Raw genomic sequence first — 13734 nt, forward strand, 5'->3', positions numbered from 1 at the left:
TTTTACAGCTTTCACTTTTGATATTTCAAATTAAAATAATAAAAGTAGCTTTGTAGTTCCGCATTCCATTTATGGACATGGGACTAAAACAAGTAGCACTATGGAGAACCAACCCCATCTCAGAACCGTGAATGTCACCCGGTACATCAGTCCTCTCAGGGAGGGCGGATCATTACCGGCATTGGCAGAAGCGGATGATGATTTTAAATATGTACTCAAATTCAAAGGCGCCGGCCACGGTGTCAAAGCACTCATTGCGGAACTCATCGGTGGTGAAGTCGCACGTGAGCTGGGTTTGCAACTGCCGGAACTGGTATTTGCCAACCTGGACGAAGCCTTTGGAAGAACTGAAGCCGATGAAGAAATCCAGGATCTATTGCAGGGCAGCCAGGGTATGAACCTCGCACTACATTTCCTATCGGGTGCCCTTACCTTTGACCCGGTAGTCACACAAACGGAACCCAAACTGGCGTCACAAATTGTATGGCTCGATGCTTTTATTACCAATGTCGATCGAACCTTCCGGAATACCAATATGCTCATCTGGCACAAAGAACTATGGCTTATTGATCATGGCGCAGCCCTATATTTTCACCATTCATGGATCAATTGGGAGCAACATGCCAAAAGTCCATTTGCACTGATTAAAGACCATGTATTGCTTCCCCAGGCCTCGGAACTGGAAACGGTCAATCAGGAATACAAAGCCCTGTTGACGCCGGAAAAAATCAGGCAGATCACCGCATTGATCCCCGAAGACTGGCTGCAGTGGGAAGATACTGAGGAATCACCGGAAGCCTTACGGGAAGTCTATTCCCAATTTTTAATCACTCGCTTAGCCCATTCGGAAATTTTTATAAAAGAAGCTCAAAATGCAAGACAAACACTTATATGAATACGCTGTAATCCGCGTACTGCCCAGGGTGGAGCGTGAAGAATTCCTGAATGTCGGCATTATCGTATTCTGTAAAAAATCAAAATTCATACAGGTGCTTTATGCGCTGGATGAAAAACGATTACAGGCACTCGCGCCGGAATTCGATTATGAGCAATTGGTGCTCAACCTCGAATCCTTCCAAAAGATAGGCCATGGCACTAAGGATGGCGGCCCCATAGCACAGATGGATATTCCGTCCCGCTTCCGGTGGCTCACTGCTGTACGGAGTTCCGTAATCCAGACCTCCCGCCCGCATCCGGGACTATCCGACAATCTCGAAGCCACAGTACAACGGCTCTTTGCCGATTTGGTAGCCTAATAATTCCGGGAAGGCAATCTTATTGCTTTTCCCGGATAATTCTAATAATTTCCTCTTTGGACAATACACCCGACTGCCGCCACAATTGCTTCCCATTTCGGAATAACAGCATCGTCGGTACGCTTTTGACCTGGTACTGAATGGCCAGTGGCTGGTTTTTATCCACATCTATTTTTAATATGGATACACTGTCGCCCAATTCGTCTTTTACTTCTTTCAGTATGGGAGCCAACATTTTGCAGGGCCCGCACCAGGTGGCAAAAAAATCAATCAGCACCGGCTTATCGGACTGAATAAGGGTTGAAAAATCACTCATCTTATTTTCTTTTTTAAAGGATTTATAGTAGTATTTCAATATTAATCTCCCGTTTCTGCATTCGGGGCATCAACAGGCTTGGATTGTGAGGAACCTTGCTGCCTCAGGAATACCGACAATATGATAATTGCAAAAACGGAAAGGAATTCACTCTGCCAGTTTTGGAAGGATTCAAACCAAAATCTGGAATTCCCCAGGTATTGTAAAGCGGTCTCCATCGGTTTATGCTGGTAGAATAGCTGTTCATTTTCATCTTTCAGGCTTCCGTAAAAGTGGAGTACGAAAGATACTAAAAACAAAAGCAACAAGGCAATAGTAAGGGAATGTTTATATCCGGCCAATAACCACCCTCCTGCCCTTACCGGCCAAGGTGCATCCTTCCGATTCGGGTCGGGCTCACGGTCTACCGCTTCCTCCTTGTCAAAATCTTTGGATTCTGAAGATCCTTTTTGCTGTAGAAATATCGTCAGGATCACAAAAATTGCCATTTGTAAAAATTCGCTTTCCCAGTTTTCAAAAGTCGATTGGATAAAATGCCCCGAAGTGAAATAATGCCCTATCGTAATTGCAGTTGCCCCTTCCTCCAGCCGTTCCGAATTGTATTCCTTAAAACCAAAAATAACCTGGCCCACAATAGCCATTAAAAATAGCAGGATGAACATCAGGGAAAGACTATTGTTTTTAATGAATTTTTTCATGTTTGTTCCGTTATGGTACTGCGTTAAGAATCGTTGAGAAATCACTACTATAAAAGAAGCCCAAATAAACCATGTTATTCGGGCAATTCTTTATAGGGTATCCTTAATTTTATTTGGCGTTATCTTCTTCAGCCGCATCAAAATTAATCGTATTGTAAGCGGACTCCGTAAGGGTCACATCAGCTTCTTTTTCTTCCGCCAATGTTTCGGCTAATAAAGAAGCAACTTCGTCTTCTCCTAACGTTTTCGCAAAGGCACACAAGGTCCCATAAGATGCAATCTCATAGTGCTCAATTTTTTGGGAAGCTGAAATAATTCCGGCATCACGAACAGGTCCCGGTTCTGTTTCCTCCATAATACTTTCGCCTTCTTTTAACAAGCCATCCATAGCATCACACTTTTTACCACGTGCCGTTTCTCCCAAAATTTCAAAAACACGTTCCAGGCGCTCTATCTGCCCTTCCGTAACTTTGGTGTGGTCTTCGATAGCAGCAACCAGATTTGGAGCTGTAGCATTCTTAGCCATTTTCGGCAAGGCTTTTACCAAAGCCCGCTCGGCCCATAAAATGTCTTTTAACTCATCTACAAATAACTCACGCAGGCCCTCAGCTGCTGTAGGTTTCGCTTTCACAGTTCTGGCCTTTCTTCCGTCTTTTTCTGTTTTTACATCTGAATTTTTCATAGCATTATATTTTGGGGTTAATGTCAAAAAATGACTATATAAAGTAACACCCATTATCGATATACCGTCTTATACAATTTTTTAAAGTTTTTATATAATTGCTACCGACACATCCCGACCAAAAACAAGCATAGGATAAAGGGCTGTAAAAAGTACATTCCTTTATCCTATCATTTTATGACACAATCTGTTTTCCGATTACTAAAAAATAGGCAGATTAAATTTCGGGTGTATCCCCGGCTTTGCCTTCCTGTTGTGTCTTGTGTTTTTTCATAATAGCCTTCAGGGCTGCTTTACGCTCTTGTTGTGCCTCTTTGTCCCGCGCCTTTTTCTGGTTGACAATTTTTGAATATAACTTCTTGCTTAAATCTCTTTTACTACTCATAATCGTATTTTTTGTAGTGATAACAACACTAATCCTTCTTATTTATAAACAGGCCCATCTGTAAATGTGCTTTTGACAGCTATAGCAATAACTCCCGAACCTATAGCAACTTAAAGCAAACCTGTATCAATTAATTACACACGTATAGCAGGTTCAAACACGCCTATAGAAATTGAATCCACACCTATAGAAGATCAAAACACGCCTATAGAAATTAAATCCACACCTATAGAAGATTAAACCACGCCTATAGAAATTAAATCCACACCTATAGAAGATCAAAACACGCCTATAGAAATTAAATCCACACCTATAGAAGATCAAAACACGCCTATAGAAATTAAATCCACACCTATAGAAGATCAAAACACGCCTATAGAAACTTAAAACACACCTGTAGGAATACATTTACGCATCCAAATCGTTTCACGGGTTTACATAGGCGGCTTTAATTTGCTGCAATGATTTTTTCGTGGTGACCAACGTAGTAATTATTGCAGTACGCAGCGTCTCGATATCGTCATAATCCATATATTTCGCCCAGCTTTCATTCTCAAAAAGATTTCGGATGTCCCGAATGTGGCGGGCTGTTTCGGCAGCATTTCTCAAAATTGCAATCCCATCATAATCGGGTGCATCTTTATGGTAGAACTGAACCGTTTTGGTTTCATAATCAACTCCGATATAATAAAATGCTTCCTGGTCGTTATTCGCATAAAAATCATTCCATGCCGCATAGCCCAATCGGGTACCGGACTGTTTCCTGTCAGCCGTTTCAAGGCGCCAGCGGCAATTGGCAGCCCTACCCCAATGATTGGAAAGGCGGTACACACCCGACGGGGAAAAATAATAACTGCTCCCTGAACTGCTTTTATGATCCGGTACACGATCGGCAAGCACATCTTTTGGCACTTCGGTAAAAATGCAAAAGGTATGTTTGAAAAAGTTGTGCCGGTGATAGGTTTTTCGTTCCATAGCGCAAATTTAGCACTTTTTCAGCAATCAAAATCCGATGATAAATTGTGATTCTCCATAAAAAACGAACACTGTTACCGTATTTTACTTTTATTTTGTTACTTTCAAACCTTCATTTAAATACATTCCTATTGTACACACAAATCAACACTGGTATCAGCCGCTATGTTACCTTTTCCGATACAGAACTCGCTATTTTTGACAGCCTATTGGAATACCGGGAAGTGCCTAAAAAAAGCATTTTGCTGCGTGCCGGTGAAAGCTGTGATTTTGAAGCGTTTGTGGTCAAAGGCTGCCTTCGCAAATATTATATCGATACTAATGGTGTGGAAGTCATCCTGCAGTTTGCAGTCGAAAATGCATGGATTAGCGATATCTCCTTTAGCATTTATGAAGACAAACCCAGTCAGGTATTTATTGAAACGCTCGAAGACTGTGTGCTATTGGTATTCTCTCCGGAATCCAAGGAAGAGCTCTTCGATAGAGCACCGCGGTTCGAACGCGCCTTCCGCATCCTGATGCAACGCAACCTCTCGGTTACCCAAAACCGCCTTTTTTGTACCATTGCCAAAAGCGCTACCGAAAAATACTTAGACTTTCTGGAACTGTATCCTACAATACCACAGCGTGTCGCCCAGCATTATATTGCTTCCTATTTGGGTATTTCTGCAGAGTTCCTCAGCAAAATAAGGGCTAAACTCGCCAAACACTAAAATAAGCTACTCACACTACAATTGTTTTTCTTGTCCTGGTTCAATGTTTTTGAATCCGGGAAGCCCCAACTTTGCCTTATAATTAGTACGAAATAGCACCGCTACTCATTTGATTTCTTGTCCTGGTTCAATGCACAGCGATTCCAAAGACCCGAAATTTGTACTATAAATAAAGTAATACAATGAACCGAAAAGATTTTATCAGAAAAGGGATTATGGGAACAGGAATGTTCGTAACCTCAACTGCGATCGGCAATACATTACAAAACGAAAAAACATTAACACCTTTAGCGCCCGTTGGCTATAATCATTTACCTAATACAACTTCAAAAATCATGGAAAATACAATCTTACACAAAGCAGCAACTCGTGGTCATGCCAATCATGGCTGGCTGGATTCACATCATACTTTTAGTTTTGCCAATTACCATAACCCGGACCGGATGAACTTTGGCGTATTGCGCGTTTTAAATGACGACCGTGTCGATGGCGGAATGGGTTTTGGAAAACACCCACATGACAATATGGAAATTATCTCCATCCCATTGGAAGGTGACCTGAAACACATGGACAGCATGAATAATGTAGCGGTGATTAAAAAAGGAGACATCCAGATAATGAGCGCCGGTACCGGTATCTTTCATAGCGAGTACAACCTCAATAAAGATGAGCCCACAAAATTCCTGCAAATATGGGTGTATCCTAATAAAAAGAATGTAACCCCACGTTACGACCAGATCACTCTTAACGAGGGCGAACGCCACAATGCTTTACAACAGGTTATTTCACCCAATCCTGATGATGCAGGAGTATGGATCCATCAGGATGCCTGGTTCCATTTAGGGACTTTCGATACCGGTTTTACAACGACATACAACCTTAAAAAACCAGGAAACGGGATCTATGCCTTCATCATCAAAGGTGATTTTACCATTGGTACTGTAGCATTGAACGAACGTGATGGCCTGGGTATCTGGGACACGGATTCCATCACCATCCAGGCCAACTCACAGGATGCCGAAATCCTGTTGATGGAAGTACCTATGGTTTTATAATACAAACAATAAAAAATAATTATACACTTAAATTTATATCAAAATGGCAACAACAAAATGGGCAGTAGACCCAACACACTCCGAAATAGGCTTTAAAGTAAAACACATGATGTTCACTAATGTGTCCGGGAAATTTCAACAATTCGAAGCTGCTATCGAAACAGAAGGCGACAATTTCGAAAATGCGAAAATATCTTTTTCAGGTGCTATTGATTCCGTGACCACTGGAAATGCCGATCGTGACACTCATTTATTAAGCCCTGATTTCTTTGACGCGGCACAATATCCTACCATCACATTCACAGGCGATACTTTTAAAAAGATCAGTGAAGGCGATTATGAATTAACCGGAACACTGGGATTACACGGTGCCGAAAAACCAGTAACACTGGCGGTAGAATTCGGTGGGCTGGCAAAAGATCCATGGGGAAATACAAAAGCCGGATTTACAATCACCGGAAAGATCAATCGTAAAGACTGGGGATTAAACTGGAATGCTGCTTTGGAAACCGGTGGTGTTTTAGTAAGTGAAGAAGTTCGGCTGAACATTGAACTTCAGTTCGTAAAACAATAAAGAATACCAAACCCCACGATATAGTATCGTGGGGTTTTATTTTGATACTGCCATGAAAAAAAGAAATATATTATACATCGGAAACCATCCTGAAATTCTGGAAATCGTAGTTCGGTTGCTCAATGCAATGCCGGGGCAATTTGGAATCGGTGCTTCGGGAAGTGAGCAGGCACAACAGCTGTTCTGCGAATACGATTTTGATCTCGTCCTCTTGGGGTGTGGGATTAGCGAATTGGCAGAAAGCGCACTTCGCACCTTTTTTACGAACCACAAGCCCACGATTGTAATTGTGCAGCACTATGGTGGTGGGAGTGGTCTTTTGGCGGGCGAGATCCGGACAGCATTGGGAGAACCGGGTAAAAAATAAAACCTACTGATCCGGTAAAATCCTCTATTGCTTTTGGTTTTTACCAATAATTTAGTTTTTAAAGTTTAGGGATTTCCGGCGGATTGCTTAAATTAGCCAGATGAATTTATCCAATATCAAACTGGTTGCCACCGATATGGATGGCACGTTACTCAACTCGAAAGGAGAATTAAGCGAGACCTTTTTTCCGATATTCGAAAAAATGAAATCCCAAAACATTTTATTTGCTGCTGCCAGTGGCCGCCAGCTTTTCAGCCTGGAAACGGTGTTCAAGCCCATTCAGGAGGAAATGATTTTTGTAGCTGAAAATGGTAGTTATGTTATGTACAAAGGCGAAGAACTGTTGGTACAGGCACTGGACCGAAATGTAGTAAAAGCCGCAATTGCACAGGCAAAACAAATCCCGGATACCTTTATTATCCTTTGTGGTAAAAAGATGGCTTACATCGATACTTACGATCCTAAATTTGTCGGGCAGCTTGAAAAGCATTACCGCAAATTTGAAATTATAGAAGACTTTACGGAACTTCCCGATGATGACTTCCTGAAAATTACCCTTTGTGACCTTGCCGGTTCCGAAAGCAATAGCTATCTCTTTTTTAAAGATTTTCATGAGAGTGTAGCCGTAAAGGTTTCAGGGCCAATATGGCTGGATATCTCCCATAAACTGGCAAACAAAGGAAATGCACTCCGGTTGCTGCAAGAGAAATTTGGAATCAGCATTGATGAAACTATGGTATTTGGTGACTACCTCAACGATACCGAAATGATGCAACAGGCCTACTACAGTTATGGTATGGAAAATGGGCATCCGGATATCATTGCCATGGCACGTTTTACAGCCAAATCCAATGATAAAGACGGGGTGCTGGAAGTACTCGAAAACCTGGTGGAAAGAAAAGCCGTGGCCAATTCCTAGAATAAAACTTTACAATACGCATATAACAACAAAAAGCGCTACAGTTTTCCTGTAGCGCTTTTTCATTATAGGTATTTGATGGCCTTAGACTATTTCAAAGCTACCGGTACTTCCAGGTTTTCCCAGTTCAATACTACAGCGTTTGCTGTAACCTTAAAGGTCATTTTCTCTGTGAAGGCAGCCGATTTTTTAGCTTTTACTTTAACGCGAAGTGCATCTTTTTTGGCATCATATTTATAAGCGCCCCATTGTTTGGCATCAGTGTTGAAGATAATGGTCCACTCTCCTTTTTCAGGAATTGCGAAAAAAGAGTATTTCCCTGCTGCCAGTTTTTTACCCTCTACCATAATATCTTTGCTGGTTTCAAATGTAGTGGCCTCATTTGCGCCTACTCTCCACACTTGTCCATAAGGAACTAATTCACCCCAAATGGCTCTTCCTTTTACAGAAGGGCTTCCGTAAGATACTGTAATTTTTGCTCCGTTAACAGTTCCTGTAGCAGTAGTTGCCGGGCTTTCTTTTTGTTGTGCATTCGCAAAAGCGGTCATTACAAAAGCAATCAGAAGCATGCTGATTTTTTTTTGGATTCTCATAATTCTATGGTTATTTAAATTTATCAATACCGTAAATATAAGGATATCCGCAATTACAAAATAACTTTTAAAGCAATTTTGTAGCACTACTGCCCTACCGATTATTGTACGGTATACATTCTTTGTTCCATTTCCGAAAGCCTGAAATACCCCAAGGCATAATTTTTACTGTCGGTCTGATTGACCAGGTTCCCCCGAACACTCGCCGGAGGTGTCTGAAACGGCCCACCTCCATTGCCACCGGAAATACTCAATAAAACCTGCATATAATTGTAATACCGTTCTGAAATGCCAAATAACCGGATGGCAACCTGAGTTCCCGGTTTGGTATCCTCATTGCTAAAAAGCCCAAACATCTGATTCCCCTGGAAAAATTCATCCGAAGTCACACTATATTCCGGGAAAGCGGAAAAATCTGCCTTAAAACTGTCTAAGTAATAATTGTTGACTGCCCCATCATCCTGGTAGTAATATTTAACCTCAATGACGTCTTCCGAACCAAATCCGCCGGTAGTTTCCTGCTGCACACTCGTAATTTCAGGTACTGCTTTGAGGGTTTCCTGTGCTTTATAAGTTTGCCCGTCGACAGTTATTGTAAGTGTATACGCCTCGTCGATGACCGGGACAAAAGTAGTACACACATAGTCGCCGGTACCCGGTGTTTCGGTAAAATTAAAAACGGTATTGGTACTATTCGTTATCGTCACTATTGCTCCTGAAACGGGAGGCACAGTAGTTTCATAATATCCTGCAGTAGTAGTCAGCCGGATTTTTTGTTGCTGCCCGGTAGTTCCTTTCTGCCAGTCGATAGAAGCTTCGACAACTAATCGTGGCGGTGCGGTATCTAAATCGATATCCACCACATCTTCACATCCGGTAAGGCTAAAAATCAAAACCAAGAGCACGAGGGAATATATTTTTTTCATGGGATTTAAAATTTAAAATTATACGTAACACTCGGGATCAATCCAAAAATGGACAAGCGCACAGCTTCATTGATTCCGGAAGTTTCATTTTGGGTAAAAGTCACCGAAGCAGCATTCCTGCGATTGTACAGGTTGTAAATACTAAATACCCATTCACTTTGCCATCCCTTTGTTTTTTCGGGCTTAGGCGTATAAGTCGCCGAAATATCAAGGTGATGATAAGCTGCCAGGTTGTTCTTATTCCGTTCACCATACACCGGAACATTAATTCCCTGGTATTGGTACTGGCCCTCCGGATACGTAACCGGACGGCCGGACTGCACGGCAAGGATGGCACCAAAGGACCATTTCTCTGTGTATTTATAGGAACTGGTCACCGCAAGGTTATGCATTTTATCATAGGTCGAACGGTACCATTCCCCATTATTGATTCCAGTCTCTTCAGGAGTACGTCCCGGCGTTCTTTGCTCTGCACGCGATAAGGTATAGGAAATCCATCCATTGAGTTTACCAGTATTCTTACGCAATAAGACTTCAAGGCCATACGCTCTGGCTTCTCCGTTAAGGATTACCTGCTCGATCGCATCATTGGCAATAAGGTCGGCACCATCAATATAGTCAATCCTGTTTTTGATCTTTTTATAAAATCCTTCTACCTCCAGGGAATACGCATCGTCCTTAAAATTCCTAAAATAGCCCAGGGCATACTGATCCAGCAATTGCGGTTTTATAAAATTGTCACTCGGCGCCCAAACATCCAAAGGTGTTGCAGAAGCCGTATTGGAAATCAAATGGATGTACTGTGCCATCCTGTTGTAACTCGCTTTAACCGATTCATTATCATTCAGCGTATAGGCAATGGAAGCACGGGGCTCTAAATTTCCAAAGTCAGCAATCGACTTATTTTTTCCATAGCTCTGGCTTCCGGTAGGGGTTCCTTTTTCATACAATTGCAATTCCGTATTAAAAACTACCGCCTGGTCATTGGCATACGTATTAACCTTTTGTTCGCCAAGGCGGTTAAAACGACTGTAACGCAATCCGTAATTGACGGCAATATTATCGCTCAGCTGTTGTTCTGCTTCTACATATACAGCCTGTTCAAAAGCATATTTACGATCCAACTGCCTCGGATTGATTCCGGAAGATTCATTTGTAGGACGTATCGTTCCGGGATTAAAGTTGTAGTAAATCCCGTTGACACCATAACTCAACGTGAATTTATCAGTCAGGTAATGCTTCAGGTCATACTTTATATTGTAGTTTTTGATACCGGAATCCCAATCAAGCCCCACCATTCCCAATGACAACCCATAATAGTAATCCGTGTAGATCATGGAAAGGTTGGAAAAGAGCTTATCCGAAAATAAATGATTCCAACGCAGGTTGAGTAGCGTATTCCCATACGTCATATTAAAAGACTTGTCAAAATCAAAAACATCACGCCCGAAGTAACCGGACAGGAATAACGTATTGTTCTCGTTGGCCTTGTAGCTCAATTTGGTATTCAGGTCATAAAAATAAGCGGAGTTTTTCATATCGGCCAATTTCAGGAACAAATGGGCATACGAACTGCGTCCGGCTATCAGGAAGGAAGCTTTATCTTTTACGATAGGCCCTTCAACCATAATACGGCTGGAAATGGCACCAATACCGCCCGTCATATGAAAGTCCTTGTTGTTTCCTTCTTTCTGGTAAATATCCAAAACCGAAGAAACCCTGCCGCCAAAACGCGCCGGAATCCCACCTTTGTAGAGTTTCAGGTCTTTGATCGCATCCGAATTAAATACCGAAAAGAAACCAAATAAGTGGGAAGCATTGTAAATCGTGGCCTCATCAAGAAGGATCAGGTTTTGGTCGGCAGCTCCACCACGAACATTAAAACCGGAAGCCCCTTCACCTCCATTGGTTACTCCGGGCAACTGTAGTATCGATTTTAATACATCTACCTCTCCCATTACTGCAGGCATTTTTTTAATGTCCTTAATACTGAGTTTGTTGACACTCATTTCCGGTTTCCGGATGGCCACCCGGTTTTTCTTTTCAGAAATCACGACTTCTTCCAGCTGTTCACTATTTTCAGCCATGCCAAAATTCTTTCGGATATCGGTGTTCAAGGCTACTTTTTCCTGCTGTAGCTGAAAGCCCATATAATCGAGCTGTACTGTATATTCGCCTTTAGGCAATGAAATCGAAAAAAAGCCGTATTGATTGGTCACCGTTACTTTTTGCAATTCGAGGATGTAAACGGTTACCCCGATAAGCGTTTCACTGGTTTTACCATCCGTTACAGTACCGCTCAGTGTATATTTTTCCTGTGCCCGCGCTGTAAAAGAAAAGATTCCCATAATCAAAAGCGACAACCAAAAGATGTTCTTTAAATTCATGATAGCATTTGTATTAATTTATAAGCGTTAATTGATTTAAAACGCAGCAAATATATTCGCCGAGGCGTTGTAAACTGCTCTAAATTATACCGGAAGAGTTGTAAATTATGTTAGTGGCGTTGGCGTAAATTCGCCCCTGTCATGCAATACCGTTTTGTTTTTCATTATTTTTGCGGGTAATGAGACTCTCCTACGAAAATATTTGGATCAGGAACTGTATAATATATGTTTTCCTGTTCTCCATCATTTACATTGCCAATTACACCACAGAAGATAAAGATCCGCTGTATATGTTTGTGGAGCTTATTGTAGTTTTTACATTTGTGTATGGTTTAGTTTTGGTTAATAACCTCTTCCTTATCCGGCCATTCCTGCTGTATCAAAAAAAATACAACTTGTTTTTCATTGGCTTTGCCCTACTCTGGAGCTTCTTTTTAGTCGTGGCTAAAATCACCCATTACATTATGGAAGAAACGATATCCATTTTCAATGACATTATGGGCATCATCATGATTTCCCTAATTGGATCCGGTATTTATTTCATCCATCAGTGGATTTTGCAAAACATCTTTAAAACACAGATAAAACTCCTGAATACCGAAGCGGAACTCTCCTTACTAAAACAACAGATGAATCCGCATTTCCTGCTGAACGCTATGAACAACCTCTATGGCGATGCGCTGATGGCTCCCGAAACATTGCCCGATAAGATCTTAAAACTGTCGGAACTGTTGCGCTACCAGATTGAAGCCACCAAAAAAGATTTTATCAGCCTCTCAGAGGAAATGCATTTTATAGAGCAGTATTTAGGCTATCACACCTATAGAAGCCATAACCTTTCTGTAAAAGAGGAACATAACGGCAGTGGTAACGACCTGAAAGTCCCCCCCTTTATTTTTTATGCCTTTGGTAGAAAATGCCGTGAAATTTACACTGGAAACCGCCCGGCCGGATATCCGGATATCCTGGACTTTCCGAAAAAATCACATGACATTTTATATTACGAATAACTACAATGAAGATGGCAGTGCTTCAGGAACCGGAACCGGGATTGAAAACCTCAAAAGACGGCTGGAGGTATCCATGATACGCTACACATTAACCTTACAAAAAGAAAACGGAATTTTTAATTCAGAATTAAAACTATGGAACCTTCCCTTAAATGCCTTATCGTAGACGATGAAAAACCCGCACATCAGGTGATTCGTTCCCATATTATGAACAGTGTCGGATTTGAATATGCAGGAAGTGCCTACAATGGTACTGAAGCGCTAGCCATGCTGCGTGAAACGAATTTTGATATTCTTTTTCTCGACATCAACATGCCGCTTATCAATGGTATTGAACTGATGAAAATTCTCCCGGAACGGCCTGTCACTATTATTACGACGGCCTATTCAGATTTTGCATTGGAATCCTACCAGCAGGATGCTGTAGATTATCTTTTAAAACCCATTCCACTCTCCGGTTTCCTGAAGGCAATTGAAAAAGCTAAATTATTTTGTGAGGCTAAAAAACGGAAACAAAATACCGAACTTACCATTCCGTTGCGTCACAACAAAGAAATTGAGGAAGTATTACACCGGGATATCCTTTATATCGAAAGCCTTGGTAATTATGTAAAAGTGTACCGGCTGTCGTTGTCCAGGCCAATGGTGGTCTATGGGACGTTGGCACATATATTCGCAGGACTCAAACAAAAAGGATTCCTTCAGATACACCGCTCTTTTGTAGTGAATACCCTGCATATTAAACATTTTTCAAAACAGAAACTAATTCTCCATAATGACAAAACAATTCCTGTAGGGCGTAAATATCAGATCCTGCTGGATGAAAATCTTTCTGTCAAATTCTTATCATAAGTCCATTTTTTTTATAACTTTATTAA

Annotated in this window: 18 protein-coding genes; 10 read left to right on the plus strand and 8 right to left on the minus strand. The window is 41.5% G+C overall.

Annotated features, from left to right (window positions below; genetic code table 11):
• Window positions 1–100 precede the first annotated feature (100 nt).
• Complete coding sequence (locus FK004_RS17825) at window positions 101–895, plus strand: HipA family kinase (protein WP_108738483.1); 795 nt, start codon at window positions 101–103, stop codon at window positions 893–895.
• Window positions 873–1256 (plus strand): DUF3037 domain-containing protein, encoded by a 384-nt coding sequence (locus tag FK004_RS17830; protein ID WP_108738484.1) that lies wholly within the window; start codon window positions 873–875, stop codon window positions 1254–1256. The genes FK004_RS17825 and FK004_RS17830 overlap by 23 nt, the downstream gene beginning before the upstream one ends.
• Window positions 1257–1275: 19 nt before the next feature.
• On the opposite strand, the gene trxA is transcribed toward FK004_RS17830, so the two are convergent.
• The 5 genes from trxA to FK004_RS17850 form a co-directional block, all read right to left on the minus strand.
• Window positions 1276–1572, minus strand: a complete 297-nt coding sequence (gene trxA / locus FK004_RS17835) for a thioredoxin (protein WP_108738485.1) — start codon at window positions 1570–1572, stop codon at window positions 1276–1278.
• 41 nt (window positions 1573–1613) lie between these two features.
• Entirely contained in the window at window positions 1614–2270 is a 657-nt protein-coding gene (locus FK004_RS17840; RefSeq protein WP_108738486.1) for a DUF6766 family protein, read from the minus strand.
• 109 nt (window positions 2271–2379) lie between these two features.
• Complete coding sequence (locus FK004_RS17845; RefSeq protein WP_108738898.1) at window positions 2380–2952, minus strand: YciE/YciF ferroxidase family protein; 573 nt, start codon at window positions 2950–2952, stop codon at window positions 2380–2382.
• Between the two features lie 217 nt (window positions 2953–3169).
• On the minus strand, window positions 3170–3337 hold the full coding sequence (locus FK004_RS19290; RefSeq protein ID WP_157956151.1) for a hypothetical protein: 168 nt from the start codon (window positions 3335–3337) through the stop codon (window positions 3170–3172).
• Between the two features lie 426 nt (window positions 3338–3763).
• On the minus strand, window positions 3764–4312 hold the full coding sequence (locus FK004_RS17850) for a hypothetical protein (protein ID WP_108738487.1): 549 nt from the start codon (window positions 4310–4312) through the stop codon (window positions 3764–3766).
• Window positions 4313–4443: 131 nt separating this feature from the next.
• Here FK004_RS17850 and FK004_RS17855 point away from each other — a divergent pair, with 131 nt between their 5' ends.
• The 5 genes from FK004_RS17855 to FK004_RS17875 all read left to right on the plus strand — a co-directional run bounded on the left by FK004_RS17855 (window position 4444) and on the right by FK004_RS17875 (window position 7940).
• A complete protein-coding gene (locus FK004_RS17855; protein ID WP_108738488.1) occupies window positions 4444–5025 on the plus strand; it encodes a Crp/Fnr family transcriptional regulator in 582 nt (193 codons plus the stop codon).
• Between the two features lie 335 nt (window positions 5026–5360).
• The gene (locus tag FK004_RS17860; RefSeq protein ID WP_227871728.1) at window positions 5361–6080 is read left to right on the plus strand and encodes a pirin family protein; all 720 of its coding nucleotides are present in this window, start codon (window positions 5361–5363) and stop codon (window positions 6078–6080) included.
• A 43-nt stretch (window positions 6081–6123) separates the two neighbouring features.
• Window positions 6124–6654 (plus strand): YceI family protein, encoded by a 531-nt coding sequence (locus FK004_RS17865; protein WP_108738490.1) that lies wholly within the window; start codon window positions 6124–6126, stop codon window positions 6652–6654.
• Between the two features lie 52 nt (window positions 6655–6706).
• On the plus strand, window positions 6707–7021 hold the full coding sequence (locus FK004_RS17870; RefSeq protein WP_108738899.1) for a response regulator: 315 nt from the start codon (window positions 6707–6709) through the stop codon (window positions 7019–7021).
• Window positions 7022–7121: 100 nt separating this feature from the next.
• Window positions 7122–7940 (plus strand): HAD family hydrolase, encoded by an 819-nt coding sequence (locus FK004_RS17875; RefSeq protein ID WP_108738491.1) that lies wholly within the window; start codon window positions 7122–7124, stop codon window positions 7938–7940.
• 89 nt (window positions 7941–8029) lie between these two features.
• On the opposite strand, the gene FK004_RS17880 is transcribed toward FK004_RS17875, so the two are convergent.
• The 3 genes from FK004_RS17880 to FK004_RS17890 all read right to left on the minus strand — a co-directional run bounded on the left by FK004_RS17880 (window position 8030) and on the right by FK004_RS17890 (window position 11846).
• A complete protein-coding gene (locus FK004_RS17880) occupies window positions 8030–8533 on the minus strand; it encodes a DUF2911 domain-containing protein (protein ID WP_108738492.1) in 504 nt (167 codons plus the stop codon).
• Between the two features lie 101 nt (window positions 8534–8634).
• Entirely contained in the window at window positions 8635–9459 is an 825-nt protein-coding gene (locus tag FK004_RS17885; protein ID WP_108738493.1) for a DUF4249 domain-containing protein, read from the minus strand.
• Between the two features lie 5 nt (window positions 9460–9464).
• Window positions 9465–11846 carry a TonB-dependent receptor gene (locus FK004_RS17890; RefSeq protein WP_108738494.1) on the minus strand — a complete coding sequence of 794 codons (2382 nt, stop codon included), beginning with the start codon at window positions 11844–11846 and terminating at the stop codon, window positions 9465–9467.
• 179 nt (window positions 11847–12025) lie between these two features.
• On the opposite strand from FK004_RS17890, the gene FK004_RS17895 reads away from it, so the two are divergent.
• The 3 genes from FK004_RS17895 to FK004_RS17905 are packed head-to-tail and all read left to right on the plus strand — an operon-like array spanning window position 12026 to window position 13708.
• Window positions 12026–12856 (plus strand): histidine kinase, encoded by an 831-nt coding sequence (locus tag FK004_RS17895; RefSeq protein ID WP_108738495.1) that lies wholly within the window; start codon window positions 12026–12028, stop codon window positions 12854–12856.
• Window positions 12834–13022 (plus strand): hypothetical protein, encoded by a 189-nt coding sequence (locus FK004_RS17900; protein WP_108738496.1) that lies wholly within the window; start codon window positions 12834–12836, stop codon window positions 13020–13022. Before FK004_RS17895 ends, FK004_RS17900 begins: the two co-directional genes overlap by 23 nt.
• A complete protein-coding gene (locus FK004_RS17905) occupies window positions 12992–13708 on the plus strand; it encodes a LytR/AlgR family response regulator transcription factor (protein ID WP_108738497.1) in 717 nt (238 codons plus the stop codon). Before FK004_RS17900 ends, FK004_RS17905 begins: the two co-directional genes overlap by 31 nt.
• Window positions 13709–13734 lie beyond the last annotated feature (26 nt).

It is taken from the genome of Flavobacterium kingsejongi, assembly GCF_003076475.1.
GTDB classification, from domain to species: domain Bacteria; phylum Bacteroidota; class Bacteroidia; order Flavobacteriales; family Flavobacteriaceae; genus Flavobacterium; species Flavobacterium kingsejongi.

Excerpts from the sequence above, each read along its gene's own strand:
- FK004_RS17825 (WP_108738483.1), top strand. The coding sequence starts at position 101 with ATGGAGAACCAACCCCATCTCAGAACCGTGAATGTCACCCGGTACATC.
- FK004_RS17830 (WP_108738484.1), top strand. The coding sequence starts at position 873 with ATGCAAGACAAACACTTATATGAATACGCTGTAATCCGCGTACTGCCC.
- trxA (WP_108738485.1), bottom strand. The coding sequence starts at position 1,572 with ATGAGTGATTTTTCAACCCTTATTCAGTCCGATAAGCCGGTGCTGATT.
- FK004_RS17840 (WP_108738486.1), bottom strand. The coding sequence starts at position 2,270 with ATGAAAAAATTCATTAAAAACAATAGTCTTTCCCTGATGTTCATCCTG.
- FK004_RS17845 (WP_108738898.1), bottom strand. The coding sequence starts at position 2,952 with ATGAAAAATTCAGATGTAAAAACAGAAAAAGACGGAAGAAAGGCCAGA.
- FK004_RS19290 (WP_157956151.1), bottom strand. The coding sequence starts at position 3,337 with ATGAGTAGTAAAAGAGATTTAAGCAAGAAGTTATATTCAAAAATTGTC.
- FK004_RS17850 (WP_108738487.1), bottom strand. The coding sequence starts at position 4,312 with ATGGAACGAAAAACCTATCACCGGCACAACTTTTTCAAACATACCTTT.
- FK004_RS17860 (WP_227871728.1), top strand. The coding sequence starts at position 5,361 with ATGGAAAATACAATCTTACACAAAGCAGCAACTCGTGGTCATGCCAAT.
- FK004_RS17865 (WP_108738490.1), top strand. The coding sequence starts at position 6,124 with ATGGCAACAACAAAATGGGCAGTAGACCCAACACACTCCGAAATAGGC.
- FK004_RS17870 (WP_108738899.1), top strand. The coding sequence starts at position 6,707 with ATGAAAAAAAGAAATATATTATACATCGGAAACCATCCTGAAATTCTG.
- FK004_RS17875 (WP_108738491.1), top strand. The coding sequence starts at position 7,122 with ATGAATTTATCCAATATCAAACTGGTTGCCACCGATATGGATGGCACG.
- FK004_RS17880 (WP_108738492.1), bottom strand. The coding sequence starts at position 8,533 with ATGAGAATCCAAAAAAAAATCAGCATGCTTCTGATTGCTTTTGTAATG.
- FK004_RS17885 (WP_108738493.1), bottom strand. The coding sequence starts at position 9,459 with ATGAAAAAAATATATTCCCTCGTGCTCTTGGTTTTGATTTTTAGCCTT.
- FK004_RS17890 (WP_108738494.1), bottom strand. The coding sequence starts at position 11,846 with ATGAATTTAAAGAACATCTTTTGGTTGTCGCTTTTGATTATGGGAATC.
- FK004_RS17895 (WP_108738495.1), top strand. The coding sequence starts at position 12,026 with ATGAGACTCTCCTACGAAAATATTTGGATCAGGAACTGTATAATATAT.
- FK004_RS17900 (WP_108738496.1), top strand. The coding sequence starts at position 12,834 with ATGACATTTTATATTACGAATAACTACAATGAAGATGGCAGTGCTTCA.
- FK004_RS17905 (WP_108738497.1), top strand. The coding sequence starts at position 12,992 with ATGGAACCTTCCCTTAAATGCCTTATCGTAGACGATGAAAAACCCGCA.